The organism is Nonomuraea insulae (assembly GCF_042656245.1).
This window is the reverse complement of sequence record NZ_JBHSPA010000034.1, coordinates 10,152-27,853: the sequence shown is the minus strand read 5'-3', so window position 1 is coordinate 27,853 and position 17,702 is coordinate 10,152. Positions and strand designations below refer to the sequence as shown.

The following is a 17,702-nucleotide window of genomic DNA, read 5'->3' as shown; positions in this document are numbered from 1 at the left end:
GGTCGGGCAGGGTGTTGGGCCGGGTCAGGAGCGGCTGGAGGCTGAGGGCGCGCCGGGGCCACGGTCGCGAGAGACCTGGCCGGGAGCTCTGCTTGCGATCGGTTCGGGCGCCTGGCCTGCTCGCCGGGCAACCGCCAGTCCCGTGAACCGCTGGCGAGATGCCTGGCGGATCTCTGCTTCCCGGCCCTCAACCAGGGCGGGCAGGGGCCGGGTGCGCAGGGTGAAGGCGGAGGTCTGCTGGCCGTCGATGATGAGGAGCGCAGCGGCCTGGTAGGCGCCGAGGTGGGTGAGGTCGTGCGGGCTGATCAGCGGCGCGGTGTGGTGCTTCAACTCGCCTGCGTCTTTGGGTGAGGCGTTGAAGTAGACCTTGTTGCGGGCATCGGCTGAGAGCGCTTCGCGCAGGTCAGCGGGAAGCTGGTCGAGATGCTGGTGGGCCAATACCAGAGACAGGCGGTAGCCGCGCGCTTCGGCCAGCACGTCGTTGACGTGGCCGGGCAAATTCAAGAAGTTATGACACTCATCGATCACCAGCGTGGCGTCGGGCCTGTCAGCCTCGGACACGTGTGAGCGGCGGGTGGCGGCCTGCCAGGTGTGGGCGAGCAGGATGGAGCCGAACAGCCGGGCCGCGTCGTCACCCAAGATGCCCTTGGGCAGCCGGGCCAGGACCAGCCCGCCTCGGTCGAGAAGTTGGCCGATGGGGACGGTGGTCTCCGGGCTGGCCAGTGCCTGCCGCACGAACGGGCGGAGCAGGACGGCGCGGAGCTTGTTCATCACCGGGCCGATGACGGTGGCCTGCCCGGCTGGGGTGAGGGCTTGGTAGGAGTCCCAGAATCCGGCCAGCAGTTCATCGCGCAGCTCGGCTGTGGTCCGGGCACGAAACGCCGCATCGGTCAGCAGCCGGGGCACATCGGCCAGGGTCGCCTTGCGGCCCAGGACACTGGTCAGGGTGAGGCAGGTGGAGCGGAGCAGGTCGTCCACGCGTGGTCCCCAGGCGGTGGAGAAGCAGCGGTGGAAGATGGTGACGACGGAGTCGACGGCGAAGGCGGGGTCGTGCCCGGCGAGGATGTTGATCGACGGCGGCGGCGTGGGGTCTTGCGGGTCGAACACCACGGTCCTGCCGATCGCCCGCTTGGGCAGGCGGTTGAGGATGTCGTTGATCAGGTCGCCCTTGGGGTCGATGACCAGGGCGCCCCTTCCTGCTGCCGCATCAGCCAGGACCATGTTGGCGAGCAGGGTGGATTTGCCGACGCCGGTGCCGCCCAGGACGTGGGTGTGATGCCGCCCGTCGGCTACGGGCAACGCGACGGGCCGGGGTGGGCCGCTGTCGGCGTCCCCGAGGATGCGGGCGGTGCCGCCCCCGGTGGTGCGGGGTACGGCCGGGGACGGCGCTACCGGGCGGGCTCCGGCGCGGGCGATGCCGGGTGCGTCGATGTCCCACGGCAGGTGCGCGAGCGCGGCCAGTTCGGTGACGGACAGCAGGTAGCCGCCGTCGAGGCGGCGCGAGCCGATCGTGCGGCCGGGCCGCCAGAGGCGTGCTCGGCGCAGGTACTGGTGGCCGCCGGTGAACAGGGCGAAGACGCCTGCCAGGGTGTGCGCGTGGCCGCGCAGCCATCGGCGAGTCAGATCAGAGGCTGCCCTGCCGTCGTGGTTGACGGTCGCCGGGGTGCCCGAGGTGATGGGTTCGCGGCTGGTGGCGACGGCGTACCGGACGGCGACCGTGTAGCGCGGCTGACCGGCCTTGGCCAGGATGGTGCGAATCTGTTCGGCGCGTTCGGGGAAGTCGCGGGCCAGGTCACCGGTGCGGTGGTGGTCGCGGGCGGCTGTGGGCAGGGGGAGGATCTCATCGAGGACGCGGCCGAGGCGGTGGCGGCTTCCTCCGCCGCGCAGGTGGGCGGCTGCCTGGTAGGCGTGCCGCAGACGGCGGCCGGTGGTCGGGCGGGCCAGCACCTGCACGACGGCGTGCTCGCCTTCGCGTAGTCCGCCCATGGCCTCCAGCAGGGAGCGGACGGGGTCGTGGTCGTGGTCGGTCTTGAGCGGGAAGTGCTCGGCCGCGGCCAGGACGAGTCGCCCGCCCGCGACCTCCGTCTCCATCGGGAGGGGTGTGGTGGCGGGGCTTGTGGTGGTGGTCGCGCCGGGCCAGGCTGCTTGGACGGCCTTCTCCACGATCCCCGGGGGTATGGTGCCGGGTACCCACAGGTGGATGCGGACTCCGGCGTCGCTGCCGTGGTACTCCCACACCAGATGCGGTTGCCCGGCGAAGGCACGTCTCCATGCGGGTCGCAGGAGCCCGACGAGCTGACGCCATAGCACCACGGCGCCCTCGGGATCGCTGCGCGGCGGGCTGGAGATCTCGATGAGCCGGGCTTGGGGTGTCATGTCGGCGTGACGGAGCCAGCCGAGCAGGTAACGCGCCACAGCAGCGACGGTCCACACGACGGCGAGGGCCAGGGCGAGGCGGGGCGCGTAGGTGAGGGCGAGTTCGGGCAGGCGGGTGGGCAGCTCGGCGAGGAAGTCCAGGGTTTCCTGAACGTCGTGGTCGTCGATGCCGCACAGCAGGCACGGCCCGTTCGGGCTGGGTGCCGGGTTGATCGTCATAGCGGGTCGCTCTCCTCGTGGTCGTTCTGGATGTTGGTGGTGACCCCGGTGAAGCCGGGTGGGCCGGGTGGTTGCGCGTCGTGCGCTTGGAGCGGGCGGGGTTGACCGAGCTGACCGTGCTGGCCGAGTTCGGCGAGGAACTGCGGGTCTGTCGTGACCAGCGCCGCCTCAGACGGCGACGCGACGATGGTCAGGGCGGCCCGACACGCAGGGCCGGCCACCAGGAGCGCTTCGCCGCGCTCGGCGGTGAGCAGGAACTGGCGCTCGCCATCGGTCAGGTCGAAGGCGTCCCCGACGGCGCCGATGGCCTGCGGCGCTTGGCGCAGCAGGATCTGGCCGGCGGCGTTGGCCACGATCGCCTGCCCCAGCTCCGAGCCGAGGAGGTCCGCGGCGTCTTGGGTGACGACGGCGAGCCCGGCCCAGTGCTTCCTGGCTGCCTTGGCCATCCGGAAAAGGAAGCGGGCGCCTTCGGGTTCTTTCATCAGTAGCCAGGCCTCGTCGACGACGACGAGGCGTTTCTTGCGGTCGCGCGGGTTGGCCACCCGCCGCCAGATCGCATCCAGCGCCAGCAGGGTGCCGACGGCTTTCATCTCCTCGGGCAGGTCCCGGAGGGAGAAGACGGTCAGATGTCCGGCTGGTGTGGTGGTGGTTGGGCCGTCGAACAGCTCCCGGTAAGAGCCGCTCACGTAGGGGGCGAGGTGCGCGGCCAGGTCCGCGCCGGTCTGACCGGCCGTCTTTGCGGTAAGCGTGGTGACCAGATCGGCGAGCAGCGGGGCGGGCCTGCTCCAGGTGGCGGGGTCGCGGGTGATCCCGGCCGTCTGGTAGGTGGCGATGATCGCGGAGTCCAGCGTCGCTCGTGTCTGCGCGGTGAGCTGGGTGCCGCCGAGCATGGTGGCGATCAGGGTTTGCAGGAACATGGCCCGCCGCGACAGCACGTCATCGTGGGGGCCGTGGCTGGCGGGCAGGTCGAAGGGGTTCCATCGCACGCCGGTGGCGCCGAGGTGCAGGCAGGTGCCGCCGACCGCGTGGGCCAGGCGCGCGTATTCGTCTTCGGGGTCGACGACGGCGACCTCGACCCCTTGGTAGAGCAGGCGCAGGGTTTCGAGTTTGGTGAAGAAGCTCTTGCCCGCGCCGGAGCGGGCCAGGACGACGGAGTTGTGGTTGTCCTGGGCGTAGCGGTCCCACAGGACGACGCCGTTGCTGGTGGCGCTCAGCCCATACAGCACCCCGCTCTCCCCGACAGTTGTGGCGAGGTCGGGTGAGGTGAACGGGAAGGCCGCGGCCAGCGCGATGGTGTCGAACGTGCGCGTGCTGTTGAGGGAGTCGACGCCCAAGGGCAGCGTCGTGGTCCACCCCTGCAACGCGCGGAACGTCGCCGGTTGCGCATCCAGCAGCAGCGACGATGCCAGCGCCCGGACGCGCTCCACCTCGGCCGCCAGCTCCGGTTCTGTGGGGGCGTGGATGGTGAGGTAGAGGCCGACGGTGAACAGGCGGCCGTGACCTCGGGCGAGGCTGTCGGCCAGGGTGGTGGCGTCGTCGGCGGCGGCTTCGGCGGCGAAGTCGGCGAGTCTGCCGTGGGCGGCGTCGGAGCGGCTGGCCGATTCCAGGCGGGCGAGCCGGCGGCGCAGCCGCATCGCGGCGACCTGCTGGGGGATCGGCTCGATGTGCAGGGACACATCCAGGTGGCCGGGGTAGGTGAGCAGCGGTTCGAGCCATCCCGCGCCGACGTCGCGCGGGTAGCCGGTGACGGCGAACGACGCGCAGACGGCGCCGGGCAAGGTCAGGGTCCGGGCGCCGACGTGCGCCGACCCCGGATGGGCGAGAGCGCAGGACTGGTGGTCATGGCTGCGGTGGCGGCGGCGTAGCTTCACGGCGTGCTCCCGGTGGTTGAGATGATCAGCTCGTCGGGCAAGGCCTGGCCGAGCGGGTGCCGGCCGCCAGGGTCGAGGCACTCGGCCAGCGCCTGGCTGGCCGTGTCGGCGTCGAGGACGCGGGTCGCCACACCGAGCGCGGCGAGGCTGCGCTCGGCCTCGGCAGCCCGGCGCAGGACGACGGCCGCGCAGGCATCTCGGCGTACCGAGCGTCGTCCCCGGTGGGTAGCCGGGTGGTCGCGGAGCACGATGAGTACCTGCCGCATCAGCAGCTCCCGCGAGGTGTTCAGCTCGGCCAGGTAGTCGGCGTGCTCGCGGGCGGCTGCGGCCAGGGCGGCGTGCGGCAGCACCTCCGCCTGGTGTTCGACCGTTTCGATCAGGTCGGTCAGGTCGGCTTGGCGGGCGCGGGCGAGGATCTGCACGGGTGCTTCGAGGGAGTTCAGCCACCGGCCGAACGCCCCGACCAGGGCCGCCTGCTCGCCGGTGGTGCGCAGGTGGAACGACAGGGTGCTGGTCTCCACCAGCACCGCAACCCCTCCATCAGTGAGCTCCAAGGCGCCGTCGGTGCGGATCGCCCGCACCGGTAGCCGCAGCGGCGCGGGTAGCCTGCCTCGCAGGCGGCACCACCGGGGCGGTTCGGCGACCCCGTCGGGTGCGGTCACGAACTTCTTGCGGGCGCGGGTGTGGAGCAGGGCGGCCAGGGCGAAGCGGTCCAGGCTCAGCCCGTCCCGTCGCCCGAGCGCGATGCTCAAGCCGAGCGCCACGAGCGGCAGGACGATCGCGGCGAGGATGACGATGGGCAGGAGCTGGTGGAACAGGTAGTAGATGGCGGCGGCGAGACCGCCGGTCAGGATGACGATGAGGATCTGCCGGAAGTTGAGGCCGTAGGCGAGCTTGTCCGGGCAATTGAGGTCGGCGGGAATATTCGCGATCAACGGTTCGGGCTCGTTCATTGGCCGTCCCTCCTATTCATTCGGCGGGGTGGCGGGTCAAGGCGGAGGTGCAGTTGCCGGGGCCGGGCCGGGCGGGTGGGCATGCCGGGCAGCATCGGCTGGCTCCAGGGTGGTTTCGGGCGGATCCAGGGGCCGTTCGGCGTGGTCGGGTTGGGCGGTATGGGTGGGCGTGGCACCCGGGTGACCGGGAACGGCAACGCCAGCTGATGGCCTCGCCCGGTGGCGGATCCTGTTCGCCGTGATCCCGATGGCGATGCAGCAGGTGGGAGATTGAGGGGTAGCTGGAGCTGCTGGTGGCCGCGCGGTCCGGCCGGGGTGGGTGTGTTCACCGGTGGTGTTCCTCCCGTGGTGGGGCCGCCCGTCGGCTGTGGTCCTCGTGGCCCGCTACGCGGCCGGGCCGCTGCTGGAGCGCGCCGTCCTGCTGCAGCGGTGCCGGGCGGGCGGCGATGGCGGTGCGCGGTCTTCGCGCTCTTCGTGGCGGTGCGGGCGGCCCGGCCGCCTCTGGTCAGGGCGGTTTTGGCCAGGCCGAGGGTCTTGTAGAGGATCAGCGCTTTGACCAGGCGGCTGAGCAGCTGGGGTTGGGCGTTCTGCCAGACGGAGCGGGCCACCCAGCCGGGAATTTTGATCAGGATGAACAGCAGGCCGATCAGGACCAGCGTGTCGATGGCACGCATGACGACCGGCTTGACCGCCGCCCCGACGGGGTCGCTGGCGGGGGTGGCGAAGGCGTCGGTTGAGTCGGTGAAGTACACCTTGAACGCCAGGATGAGCACGAGCGCCTGCAGCACTTGCATGATCAGGACGCCGGTGAAGGCGCGCCACCACAGGCGGGCGATGTGCTCGGTCTGCGGCAGCGCGTGACACAGCAGCGCGAGCGGCGCCGCGATCATCAAGAACAGCAGCAGCGCGACGCGCACGATCGCGATGAACGCCAGGATGAGGCCCATCACCACCGCGAGCCCGATCATCCAGATCAGGAACATCTGCGGGCTCTGCAGTTGCCCGACCGGGTTGGTGAGCTTGTTGGCGATCAGGTCGCCGGCCCGTCGCCCGTCCACCCCGTCGCCGAGCAGCGCCGCGACGAGGCCGTTGGCCAGCTCGATGGCGTACTGGCAGAGGGTGAGTGAGAAGTTGAGCGTGATCGCGGCGACTACCAGGCGGGGTGCGACCTCGGCGGCGGTGGTGGAGGTCTGCACGCTGCCGTACGCCATCACGATCACACCTGCGGCCAGCACGAACAAGCCCAGCAGCGCGTTGGCCACCACCCGCACATGCGCCGACAGCTCCTGAACCCGCTCCACCATCGAGGGCGGCGGCGCCGACAGCAGCAGCGTGCCGACGGTCTGGAAGGCGGGCTGGATGGCCTCGGTGACGATCAGGCCGAACCAGCCGTTCAACGCCCGGTTGATCTTGCAGCCGAAGTCCAGCCACCCGCACTCCTCGGCTCCCCCGTCCGACTCCGGCTTCGGGGTCGGGGTCGGTTCCGGCTGTGGTGTGGGAGCCGTGGGTGTGGTGCTGGGGACCGGATGGACGGGCGGTGTCAGCATCGGCCCTGCCGGTACCGTCGGCGTCGCGGCCGGTGTAGGCGTGGGTATGGCGGGTGCTGTGAGCTGCGGGTTGGCCGTCGGCGAAGGTGCCGCCGGCGGAGGGTCTGGTTCGGCGGAGACCGGAGCAGAAGCGAGGGTGAGCGTGACGGCGATGACGGCGATGGCCTGTGCCAGGTGGCGACGCGCGAGAGTCAGGAGCATGCTCGTTGCCGGTGGGCGAGGTGGTGAATGGCGGGTCACCGTCAGGCCCCGACGATGCCTTTGAGGATGGTCACGAAGAGCGGAGCCAGGACGGCGATGCCGTAGCCGAGGGCGGCGTAGCGCAGGGTCTTCTTGGCTGCTTCGACTTCGCCGGGGTCGCCGCCGGCCAGGATGTAGCGGACCCCGCCGACGGTCAGGAACAGGGTGGCGAGGGCGACCAGCAGGCCGATGATGACGTTGCGCAGGTTGTCGATCACCTGGTTCAGCGAGGCCGCGCCCTTTCCGGCGCCCTCCCCGTCTGCGGCGAGGGCCGTGACGGTGGTGGTGGTGGTCGTGGTGGTGGCTTGGGCGAAGTGCGCCAGGGCGAGTTCTGCGAGCGTGCCGAAGGTGACGGTGGCGAGGATGACGGCGGTGATGAGCAGGGCCTTGCGGGTGGTGGAGCGGGTGCGTGGGATCACGGCTGCCTCCCGGGCAGGGTGTCGGTCGGGCTGGGTGTCGATGGGTGCGTAGGTGGGGCGGGTGGTGGCGGTGCGGGTGAGAGGCAGCGCGGAGGTGCCGGGCCGGTCGCGGGGCCGGTGGGCGTCCTCCTTTGAGCGGGTGGGTGCTGGTGGGCTGGGCCGGGTGACAGGGACCGGTGGCCAGGTACAGGCCTTCGCTGCCGAGCCGCGGCGTCCTCCGCGCTGCCTTCTCAGTGGTTAAAAGACCTGGGTGAAAGGCCGAGTTAGGACATGAGGGCCAGCGGATTTTGCGCAGTCTTTGCTGGCTGCTCGCCGCCGATCGCCGGTGTGATCGCTACAGGTCTCCGCGCTGGAGCGCCTGGTACAGCGCGGTTTCGGCGCGCTGGCGGCGTTTGAGCGCGGCGCAGTAGAGCAGGCCGCGGCGGCGGCAGTAGGAGCTGAGCGACACGCCGTCCAGCCGGGTGGCGGCGATCAGCTCCGCCTCCAACTCGGTGATGATCTGCTGGGCGATCGCCTCGGCCAGGAGCACGTCAGGGTGGCCGGCCGGGTAGGTGAGCGGCTGCTGGCCGCTGTCGGCGCGGTCGGACAGGTCGGGGTCGGCCAGCGGGCCGGGCCGGTCGATGGCGTGGGCACGGACGACGGCGATGTGGGTCAGCCGGGAGAGCCGGAGCAGCGGGTGTGACCAGGTCAGGTTCACCCGGCACAGGGCCTCCATGTAGGCCGTGAGCACGTCGGCTTCCAGGTCCTCGCGGTCGACCCGCTCGACCACGGTCTTGCTGGCGAGGGCGGTGATGAGGCGGCGCAGCATCGGGATGGCCAGGGCGACGGCGGCGATCATCCACGCTGCCCGGTGGGTGCGGGCCTGGCTGATGAGGTGTCGCCACACGTGGTCACGGGTGGTGCGGGAGCAGGTCGGGTGCAGCAGCATCGCCTGCAGCTCGTTCAGCGGGATGGGTCGGGCCGGAAGCCCGTGCCCGAGCTGTGCGCCGTCGAGTGAGAGCGGGGCGGGGCCGCGCATGAGCAGGGTGAAGGCGTGCTCGGCCACATCCAGCGGCAGCGATCCGCCCCGGCTGCATGAGTTGCCTCCGAGACTGTCGGGCGCCTCGTTGGGCTGCGTGGTGTCCGCGTCGAGGTCGATGGTGGGCAACGCTTCGGCCGAGCGGGCTGTGGGCGCACCGTTCAGGTCGGCGCGGTCGGCGGCCGGGCTGGTCAGGATCGTGCGGGTGGTGGCTGGGTTGGTGGTGGCGTCCGTGGCGAGGTGGACCGATGGGTGAGACATGGCGAGGCTCCCGATGAGGCGTTCGGTTCGGACGTCGCCATGTCGCCAGAGAGGCCGGACAGGAATCGGGCAGGAAATGATCAGACATCGGGCGCGGCAAAGATCACGCCAGTTTGGGGTCACGCTCCGGAACCATGGATGACCTGCGAAAACGCCAGAATGACGGGCTTGCGCGTGTCGGGTTGAAGACAGGTACGGTCCATGACGCCGCCCCCGGAAGCGGTCTTGACCTGCGGTAACGGGATGAGGCCGAAGTCTCGGGTCAAGATTGCGTCAACCGGGTGGACCGAAGCGCACCGTGTGGGTTCTGGCTCACCTCTGCCGGTTTCGGGTTGCAGCGCGGCCGGTCAGAGGCTCTCGTCTGGGTCGCTCAGGCGGGTGGGGAGAGTGCTGGGCTCGCTGGTGCGGAGCATGCGGGCCTCGGCTTGGGCGTTGGCGATGAGGGACGAGACGGCCTCGGCGCAACGGCGGGCCGCCAGTTCCCGGATCTCCTGGGGCGGGTCGCGGTCATCGATGATGAACAGCGTCCCGTCGTCGGTGACATGAGTGCGGGCCTTCCAGCCGAGCTGGCGGGCCGCCGCCCGCGCGGCTCGCCGGACCTCGGCCACCTCGCCCAGCTCGGCGACCGCTTCGCGGGTGAGGACGAGCTGGCCGTAGAAGCCGCGGTACTCCGGCTTGAGGCTGGCGGACATCATCGCCTGGACCTGATCGACGAGCTTGGCGAAGCGGCGTTCGGCCAGTTCGTCCTTCCGGCTCGGCATGCAGATCGCCTCCCGCTGACACGTCTCGGGGTGTCCTCTTCCCAGATTAGGTGGCATTCGTCAAGGACGGCCGGCCGTGGTGGAGCCGGTGACGAGCGTTGCCCGGAAAGTGTCCGAGACGGCTGTGACCTGCGGAAACTCTCTTCATGGTGTGCGTGGGAGGGAGGAGGTGCGGGAGTGTGGGCGCAGGCCCGGAGGGGACGGTACGCCGGGTTGGCACACTCGTTTGTACGGGCCGGACCCCCTCCCAGCATCCGACCCGCACGCCGCACCATTATGGGCGTGACCAGTTGGGTGCGGAGAGTGAATTGCGCAGGTGGGGCACGGTCGTGCGCATTCCAGGCGAGACAGCCGGCGATCTGGCCAGGGGCTGACCGGCAACGCTTGTCCACAGGTTGTGGATGAGGAGCCGGGCTGTCCTGGCCGGTGGCGTCCAGCCGTGGGCGCGGGACCGCATACCGCTGGTCTTGCCGAATCTTTACGTGAGGGCCTGTCCGAATTCGGCTCTCGCGGCAGGTATTTGGAATAGTGACAGGGATCGGTGGCCCGGCACTTCGGGCCACACCCACATGACCAAGCCCATCATCACCTCAACCTCAACGGCATCCACGCCCACCCGTTCCTCTGCCGCTCCCGGGCCTGCCCCGGCCGGCTCCTCGTCCATCGCGTCCGGACCAGACGCCCAGCCCGGCGAGCCCGGTCTTCGGCTGTTCCGGGAGGGTCAGGATGCGGGCCGGGGGCATTTGCCGCTGTCGGTGTGGCTGGCGGCAGCCGACACCGAATCGGCCGCGACCTGCCGGGCGGGGTGTTGCCATCCGGTCAGCGGCCCGTTGGCCCGCCACCTGGTCGCGGCGTGTACGCGGCTGGGCGAGACCGTGGTCCATCTCGGCGCGAGCGATCACCAGCTCGTCTCGGCCGCGCTGACGGCGGGCTGCCTGCCGGTGGCCGTCTTCACCGACGTCGCCCGCGCGGGCGTGTCCTGGAGCTGCCTGGCCCGCACCCATCCCGGCTACGACCTGGAGGTCACCGACCTACGCGTCACCGAGCCTGGCGATGACGCCTGGGTGCTGGCTGATCTCGCGGGCAGCGCGGGGCTGGTCGTAGCCGAGCAGACCTGCCAGCAGCCCGTGGGTCACGCCCCCGGCCGACCGGACTCCGAGGCCGAACCTGAGGTGTTCGATGTCGCTCGTGCGGCAGGGCTGGTCAAGCCGGGCGGGCATCTAGTGGTGGTCACCGGCCTGCACCGGGAAGACGGTGTGGCCGACCCGGTACCCGAGATCATCGCCCGTGCCCGGCAGACGGGGCTGGTGTATCTGCAGCACATCATCGCCCTGCGGCATCCCGCTCGCGGTGAGCGCATCGAAGCGGATCTCTCCCGCCGTGCTCTGGCTGCGGTCCAGGATCTGCCGGAGTGCGCCGGGTTGCCGGCGAGTGCCCGGGTGCACGCGGACATGTTGCTGTTCACCGCCCCTGGCGCCACCGAGCCCACCGGGTGCACCGAGCGGGTCGGGGGTGAGGGCTGATGACGGAGGTGACGACGTCGGTCTGGGCGACGGGTCAGCGGCCGTCTCGGGTTCAGCGCCGGGGCCGGTATGTGCCGGAGTCGATGCGGCATCCGGGCAAGATGCTGCCCTCGATCGCCGCCAAGGTGATCGCCACCTACACCGGTCCGGGGGAGTTGGTGGTCGATCCGATGTGCGGAATCGGCACCACCCTGGTCGAAGCCGCCCACCTGGGCAGGCACGCCGCGGGAGTGGAGTTCGAGGAGCGGTGGGCGCGCCTGGCGGTCGCCAACCTCGGCCATGCCCGCGCACAAGGAGCGGCGGGGTTCGGGCGGGTGGTGGCCGGGGACTCCCGGCATATCGCCCGGTTGCTGCCGGACCTGGTCGGGCGGGCGGCGCTGGTGCTCACCTCGCCGCCGTACGGGGCGGCCACGCACGGGCACATCCGCTCCACCCGCGACACCGGCGAGCCGGGCGTGCGCAAGTGGAACCAGCGCTACTCGCACGATCGCGCCAACCTGGCCCACCAGCAGCTCCCGCACCTGCTGGAGGGGTTCGGCCGCATCCTGGCCGGCTGCGTGCAGTTGCTGCGGCCGGGCGGAGTCGCGGCGATCACGGTGCGGCCCTACCGGGTGCGTGGCGAGCTGGTCGACCTGCCCGGTCACGTGCATCAGCTGGCGGAGGAGGCCGGGCTGGTGTTCGTGGACCGGATCGTGTGCCTGCTGTGCGGGCTCGGCGACGACCGTCTTCTCAATCGGGCGTCGTTCTTCCAGTTGCACGAGGCGCGTAAGGCGTGGGCGCGGGGGGTGCCGATCCACGCTGTAGCGCATGAGGACCTGCTCGTGTTTTCCGTCCCCCAGAGATCCGTGGGTTCACGGAAACTGAAGGATCTTCAGCGGGAACCCAAGGGTTCGTCCGGAGATATCTCGGATCCGCTGGCGCGGGTTCCGGGCGAGGACACGGGGTGGTCCTCATGAGGGCGGGTGAGCAGATCCCGGGCGGAGTTGGCGTAGCGGACGGCGGTGTCTTCGGCGATGCCGAACACCTTGGTCAGGTGGAGCGGGTCGGGTCCGTGGGTGAGCGCCTCCTCGAGTTGGCGGTCGATCCGAAGCCGTTCGATGGTGGCGGGCAGCCCACGCAAGAGCGGCGCGAGCAAGGTTTGGCTGACCGGTTCGGTGCCGACGGCGGTGCGCTTGCTGATCAGCAGGTGAGGGTTGGCCGTGTCGGGCCAGCGCTGTCGGCGGTACTCGAGCCACTCGATCAGGAGCCGATGGGTGAGGTCGTCCAGGGGCCGGGTCCATCGGGAGATGGTGATCCGGCGGTTGCCCAGGTCGATGTCGTCCAGGCGCAGCGCGCGGATCGCGAAGGGGCGGGCGGCGTGCACGGCGGCCAAGGCGACGAACAGTCGTGCGTGCGGGGCGGTGGCCGCCACGACGGTTCGGGCGATCTGGTCGGGCGACAGCGGTTGAAAGACCGGGTGCTCCAGTCGGGGAGTCTTGATCCGGCTGGTCGGGTCTCGGAAGATGACGCCGCCGCGTTTGGCCCAGCGAAACAGCGATCGCAGGGCGCAGGCGACGGTCTGCCGGTGGTGGCCGTGCAGCGCGTCAAGCTGGGCCAGCACGTCGGCGCGCGTGACTTCGCGCAGGTGGTCGTAGGCGGCGGACCAGTCCAGCAGGGCGGGTTGGATGACGCGTACGTTGGCGGCGACCGTGCTCTGGGAGCGAGGCAGGGTGCGGGAAGTGCCGTGGAGCAGGGCGCGGGCCCAGCCATCGACGGTGACGGTGATGCCGGGGGCCAGGCTGTCGAGCTTGCGCTGCAACCACAGATCGAAGCTGGTGGGGCGATCGTCGTCCAGCACGCCCATGGTGTCGAGGATCTCGACGGCGCGGCGGAAGCTGTTGCTGCGCCGGCTGATCACCTGGTGGATGTCGGAGGTGCGGATGGTGTCCCCGTCGGCGTGCCCGGCCAGCAGCATGACCAGGGTCCGCTGGGTGGTGCAGCGCACGATGGCGCTCCAGCCGCGGGCCTGGGCCATGGTGTGGGCCAGGTGCAGCGCCCATGCCAGCCAGGGATTGTCCGGCACGGGCTGGCTGCGCAGATCAAAGCGTCCGTAGCCGAAGGTGCGCGGGGGCGCTGGGAACAACGGCGGTTGCAGCCACCGACCGGCCGGGCGGATGGCGATCGGGGGCGGCGGCTTGAGCGGGCGGCCCTTGGCCCCACGCCGTCGGGGGATCCGCGGCGGCGGCGCAGGCGTGCGCGGCGGCTTCCACAACAGGAACAGCTGATGGAAGCGGACGTCGCGCAGGTGCGGCGCCATGACCACCTTCGAGCGGGCGTCGCCGTCGTGGTGGCGCCGGTTCTGTTCGGCCTGACACCAGCACAGCCGGCAGTACCCCTTCTTGAGCGGCAGCACCCGTCGGCAGGCGCCGCACGCGCCGGTCTCGGGGTTGAAGAGGGGGAAGCAGTAGCATCCCGCGCACAACCCCATCGTGTAGGTCTGGCCCCAGCCCAGGCAGGAGGCGCAGCTGACGATCCCGGCGCGCAGGCCTCGACGGTGCGGCGGAGTGGTGCCCATGGCGGGTCAGGCCGGAGGCAGCGAGCGGCCGTCACGCCGGCGCGGCACCACCGCACCGGAGCCGCTGTCGCCTCCGGCGGTCGCGGCGGTCGGCGTGGCCGACCTGGTGGCCTGCCGGGTGGTCTGCTCGGAGATCAGGTCGGGCTCGGGAATGAGCAGTTCACCGATCTGGCAACCGAGCACCACGCAGATGACGTCCAGGTCCGACAGTTTGACCGAGATCGGCTGCCCCGACCACAGGCCCGACATCTTGCCTGCGGAGATCACCAACCCGTGATCGGCGAGGCTGCGCTGGAGCTCCGAGGCCTTCCAGATGCCTCGGTTCGCGGCGGCCAGCCGCAGATTCCATTTCACCGTTCACAGTCCCTTCAGCCGGGCGGCGGCGCGCTGCTGACCCGCGATCCAGGCGTCCTCGACATGCGTGCGGTGCACGTGCACGTAGTGCATCGTGGTGGTGATCCAGGAGTGTCCAAGGGTTTCCTGGATGGCGACCAGGTCCATCCCGTTGCGGTAGAGCTGGCTGGCGCAATAGTGCCGCAGCACGTGCGGCGTCAGCGTCGTGGACCAGTCCGGCAGGTGCCGGGCCGCGGCCTCGGCGAGCGCGGCCCGGATCCGGTCGGCTCCCACGCGTGCGCCGCTGCCGTCGGCGTTGCGCCGCTCGGAGGGAAACAGCGGGGCGCTGGGGCGGGTGTGGTCATCGTCGAAATGTCCCCACACGTCCTGCACGAACCAGCGAAGCGTCCGTCCCGCCCCGTTGATCAGCGGGACCATCCGCTCACGCGGGCCCGAGCCGCGGCTGCCCTTGCCGTGGCGCACGTGCAGCTTGCCGAAGTGGCCCAGGTCCCATTTGACGTCGGCCAAGTCGAGACGGCAGGCCTCGTTCACCCGCAGCCCGACTTCGGTGATCAGCCGTGCTGCGGCGTAGTTACGCGCGGTCGGCGCGTACTTGCGGCAGCTGGTCAGATCGCTGCGCCAGCCGGCGAACAGTCGCTCGACCTGCTCAGCCGATGGCGGGATCCGCAGCGAGGCGTCGCGCCGCCCACGCGGCCGGTTGATCTCATCGATCGGGCATTGCACCACTCGGCCGGTCAGCCGGTGAATCTCGACCTGGTGCCGCAGCTCCAGGAACACGAAGAAGGTCCTCAGCACCTGAGCCCGGGCCAACCGCGTCCCGCTGGCCGCATCACGCAGCACCGTGCCGAAGTAGACGTCGGCGTCGGTGGGCTCCATCTCCCACAACGGGCGGCCGAACCACGCCCGCATCAACTCCAGATGCCCGATGTCTCCGCTGATCGTCGAGTCCGCCAGCCCAGCCGACGCTCGCGCCAGGACAAACTCCGCCAGCACATCGGTCTCGAACGCCGCCAACTCCTCGGGGCCGGCGGGAGAGCATACGTCCCGAAGATCCTTTACCGCCGCCAGGCCCAACCCAAGCACCCGTCCCTTCACCAGCAGAGCAAAACGATCGGAACCCACGATAGGACTTCACGAATCGTGACGGAGCATCAACACACCGTGGAAGCAGGGATCGGTGATCAAAACCCGCAAGCCGCCAGTGGAACCGGGTCTGAACATCCCACCACGCTGATCACGAACCCACCGGTTGTTTCTCAGACGCCGCCCGGTCCCGAGCCTGGCGCTGCTCGGGACGCCGTACGCGAGCTGGATTAGCCCCGCGTGACCCCTGGTTCCTGGCCCGCATTTCGGGCCGGGTGCTGGGGCGCGGGCGTGAACCTGCGGATTTCGCTTGACGCGGGCCGTGGAGGTGGGCGTCGATATCGCCCGCCCACGCACCCGCCCCGTACCGGGCCCCGGGCCTGGGGGCTGTGGTCGCCGGTCCATGAACGGCGGTCACACTCCGCGCTCGGGGGCCGGGCGGGGCCGGGTCGGGGTGTAGCGCCCGCACAGCCCGCCCTGGCGTACGGGCCGCGCGTGCTGCGCGACCCGAACGCCCTGTTGATCAACGCTCATGGAGGTGATGCATGACCAGCACAAACCCAACCAGCCACCCGGCGCAGCAGGCGGCGCCGGAGGTGATCAGCCTGCTCGCGGCTGGGCGGCTGCTCGGCCTGAGCCGCAGCACGATCTACCGCCTTGCCAAGGCAGGTGAGTTTCCGTGCCGGGTGCTGCGCATCGGTGGCCGGTACGCGGTGCCGGTGCGCGGGCTGCGGGCGCTACTCGACCATCCCGATCAGGACGGCAGCAACGAGGGCGGCAGCCAGAGCCGCCAGGCATGCGAGAAAGGATGACCACGATGGCGAAAGACCCGAACACGACGGCGGGCAACGAGCTCAAAGTCGCCAAGGGCACAACGTTCAAGATTTGCACGTGCATCGACCCCGAGACCGGCAAGAACATCAGCAAGTCCTGCCCCAAGCTGCGCCGCACCCACGGAAGCGGCGGCCGGTGGAGCACCACCCACGGCACTTGGGGCTACCAGCTGGAGCTGCCCGCCCACACCGACGGCAAGCGGCGTAACCCGCTGCGGCGCAGCGGGTTCGCGACGTTGGAGGAGGCCGAAGCCGAGCTGGATCACGCCCGCGGCCTGCTCGCCCTCGACAACGAGCCCGCCGTCCGGCGGCAGATCACCAAGCTGATGCTGTCGGTCCTCAAAGACACCAAGCATCTACCCGACCTGGAAGAGGTGCGGCGCAAGGTCCGCACCCGGCAGGACCTGAACCGGCACATCACGGTGACTGAATGGCTGCAGGAGTTCCTCAAGCGCAAGCGGTCGATCGAGGCGACGACGAAACGCTCGTATGAGTCGCATGTCCGGCTCTACCTGACGCCGTACCTGGGGCAGATCCGGCTGGATCGGCTGCGGGTCTCCGACATCGCGGGCATGTTCGATGCGATCGAGGAGTTCAACGACATCATCGCCACCGAACGCGGCAGCGGCGACCCCGCCCGGGTGGCCTCGGTCCGATATCGCCGTCCGGTCGGGCCGACCACGCTGCATCGCATCCGGGCGACGTTGCGGCATGCGTTGAACGTCGCGATCTGCCAGGACCGGCTGCTGGACTTCAACCCCGCCGCCGTGGTCGAGCTGGCGCCTGCCGTCCGCCCGAAGCCGGTCATCTGGACCGATGAGAAGGTGACGCAGTGGCGCAAGGACCACGCCGGGCACCTGGATCGGCTCAAGCGGGCCCGTGCCGGTAAGCGGGTCGACCCGATCGCCGTCTACATCGGCACGGTGCGGCCGTCGCCGGTGATGGTGTGGACGCCCGAGCAGACGTCGGCGTTCCTCGTCTACGCCCGCCGGGATCGGCTGTTCGCGCTGTACAGGCTGATCGCGGTGCGCGGCTTGCGGCGCGGTGAGGGGGTTGGGGTGCGCTGGCCGGACGTCATCTTCGAAAAGGGCAGGATCGGCGTGCATTGGCAGATCACCCAGCTGGGCTGGGACCCGATCCAGGGCACCCCGAAGACCGACGCCAGCGACCGTGAGATCGCCGTCGACGCCGAGACGATGGCGATCCTGAAAGAGCACAAGAAGCGCCAGGCCCGCGAGCGGCTGGCCGCGGGAGAGGACTGGGTGGACTCCGGATTCGTCTTCACCGACGAGATGGGCCGCCCGCTGCACCCGCAGCACGTGACCGACCGTTTCTACGGGCTGTGCCACCAGGCGGGCCTGCCGCCGATCCGGCTTCATGACCTGCGCCACGGCGCCGCCACCGCGATGCTCGCCGCCGGGGTGGACATCAAGATCGTGCAGGAGACGCTCGGGCACAAGACGTCAGCGTTCACCCGGGACACCTACACCAGCGTCTATCCCGAAGCCGCCGCTGCAGCGGCCGAGGCGACCGCTGCCCTCCTCGCGGGGCCCGTCGTTCCCGCGCCTGGGCCGGTGCCGCCCAGGCGGGGCACCGCTCAGCCTCGAACGAGCGATAAGGGGGAGGGTGAGGCTGGCGGGTCGGTGATCCCGATGCCGACCCGCCAGCCGTCAAGAGGTCAGGCAGAGAG

14 protein-coding genes are annotated in these 17,702 nt (G+C 70.4%); 4 read left to right on the top strand and 10 right to left on the bottom strand.

The window, feature by feature from the left end:
• Positions 1–24: 24 nt before the first annotated feature.
• From ACFPZ3_RS29650 to ACFPZ3_RS29620, 7 genes are all read right to left on the bottom strand, one after another.
• Positions 25–2,595, bottom strand: coding sequence for a type IV secretory system conjugative DNA transfer family protein (locus ACFPZ3_RS29650; RefSeq protein WP_379517553.1), 2,571 nt, complete (start codon positions 2,593–2,595; stop codon positions 25–27).
• Positions 2,592–4,466, bottom strand: coding sequence for a VirB4 family type IV secretion system protein (locus ACFPZ3_RS29645; protein ID WP_379517552.1), 1,875 nt, complete (start codon positions 4,464–4,466; stop codon positions 2,592–2,594). The genes ACFPZ3_RS29650 and ACFPZ3_RS29645 overlap by 4 nt, the downstream gene beginning before the upstream one ends.
• On the bottom strand, positions 4,463–5,419 hold the full coding sequence (locus tag ACFPZ3_RS29640) for a PrgI family protein (protein WP_379517551.1): 957 nt from the start codon (positions 5,417–5,419) through the stop codon (positions 4,463–4,465). Before ACFPZ3_RS29640 ends, ACFPZ3_RS29645 begins: the two co-directional genes overlap by 4 nt.
• Positions 5,416–6,966 carry a TrbL/VirB6 family protein gene (locus ACFPZ3_RS29635; RefSeq protein WP_379517550.1) on the bottom strand — a complete coding sequence of 517 codons (1,551 nt, stop codon included), beginning with the start codon at positions 6,964–6,966 and terminating at the stop codon, positions 5,416–5,418. Before ACFPZ3_RS29635 ends, ACFPZ3_RS29640 begins: the two co-directional genes overlap by 4 nt.
• Positions 6,967–7,208: 242 nt before the next feature.
• On the bottom strand, positions 7,209–7,625 hold the full coding sequence (locus ACFPZ3_RS29630) for a pilin (protein WP_379517549.1): 417 nt from the start codon (positions 7,623–7,625) through the stop codon (positions 7,209–7,211).
• Positions 7,626–7,959: 334 nt separating this feature from the next.
• Positions 7,960–8,904, bottom strand: a complete 945-nt coding sequence (locus ACFPZ3_RS29625) for a hypothetical protein (RefSeq protein ID WP_379517548.1) — start codon at positions 8,902–8,904, stop codon at positions 7,960–7,962.
• A gap of 347 nt (positions 8,905–9,251) precedes the next feature.
• Positions 9,252–9,665: a hypothetical protein gene (locus tag ACFPZ3_RS29620; protein WP_379517547.1), complete on the bottom strand. Its 414-nt coding sequence runs from the start codon at positions 9,663–9,665 to the stop codon at positions 9,252–9,254.
• A gap of 755 nt (positions 9,666–10,420) precedes the next feature.
• Here ACFPZ3_RS29620 and ACFPZ3_RS29615 point away from each other — a divergent pair.
• Complete coding sequence (locus ACFPZ3_RS29615; RefSeq protein ID WP_379517546.1) at positions 10,421–11,188, top strand: hypothetical protein; 768 nt, start codon at positions 10,421–10,423, stop codon at positions 11,186–11,188.
• Positions 11,188–12,144 carry a TRM11 family SAM-dependent methyltransferase gene (locus ACFPZ3_RS29610; RefSeq protein ID WP_379517545.1) on the top strand — a complete coding sequence of 319 codons (957 nt, stop codon included), beginning with the start codon at positions 11,188–11,190 and terminating at the stop codon, positions 12,142–12,144. The genes ACFPZ3_RS29615 and ACFPZ3_RS29610 overlap by 1 nt, the downstream gene beginning before the upstream one ends.
• Here ACFPZ3_RS29610 and ACFPZ3_RS29605 read toward each other — a convergent pair.
• The 3 genes from ACFPZ3_RS29605 to ACFPZ3_RS29595 are packed head-to-tail and all read right to left on the bottom strand — an operon-like array spanning position 12,060 to position 15,110.
• Positions 12,060–13,742, bottom strand: a complete 1,683-nt coding sequence (locus ACFPZ3_RS29605; RefSeq protein ID WP_379517544.1) for a tyrosine-type recombinase/integrase — start codon at positions 13,740–13,742, stop codon at positions 12,060–12,062. The two genes, ACFPZ3_RS29610 and ACFPZ3_RS29605, sit on opposite strands and share 85 nt — an antisense overlap.
• Positions 13,743–13,748: 6 nt before the next feature.
• Complete coding sequence (locus tag ACFPZ3_RS29600; protein ID WP_379517543.1) at positions 13,749–14,096, bottom strand: helix-turn-helix domain-containing protein; 348 nt, start codon at positions 14,094–14,096, stop codon at positions 13,749–13,751.
• 3 nt (positions 14,097–14,099) lie between these two features.
• Positions 14,100–15,110, bottom strand: a complete 1,011-nt coding sequence (locus ACFPZ3_RS29595; protein WP_379517542.1) for a tyrosine-type recombinase/integrase — start codon at positions 15,108–15,110, stop codon at positions 14,100–14,102.
• Positions 15,111–15,724: 614 nt separating this feature from the next.
• Here ACFPZ3_RS29595 and ACFPZ3_RS29590 point away from each other — a divergent pair.
• Both ACFPZ3_RS29590 and ACFPZ3_RS29585 read left to right on the top strand, forming a co-directional pair.
• Positions 15,725–15,991, top strand: coding sequence for a helix-turn-helix transcriptional regulator (locus ACFPZ3_RS29590; protein ID WP_358109767.1), 267 nt, complete (start codon positions 15,725–15,727; stop codon positions 15,989–15,991).
• 5 nt (positions 15,992–15,996) lie between these two features.
• On the top strand, positions 15,997–17,702 hold a 1,706-nt coding region (locus ACFPZ3_RS29585; RefSeq protein WP_379517541.1), incomplete at its 3' end, for a site-specific integrase.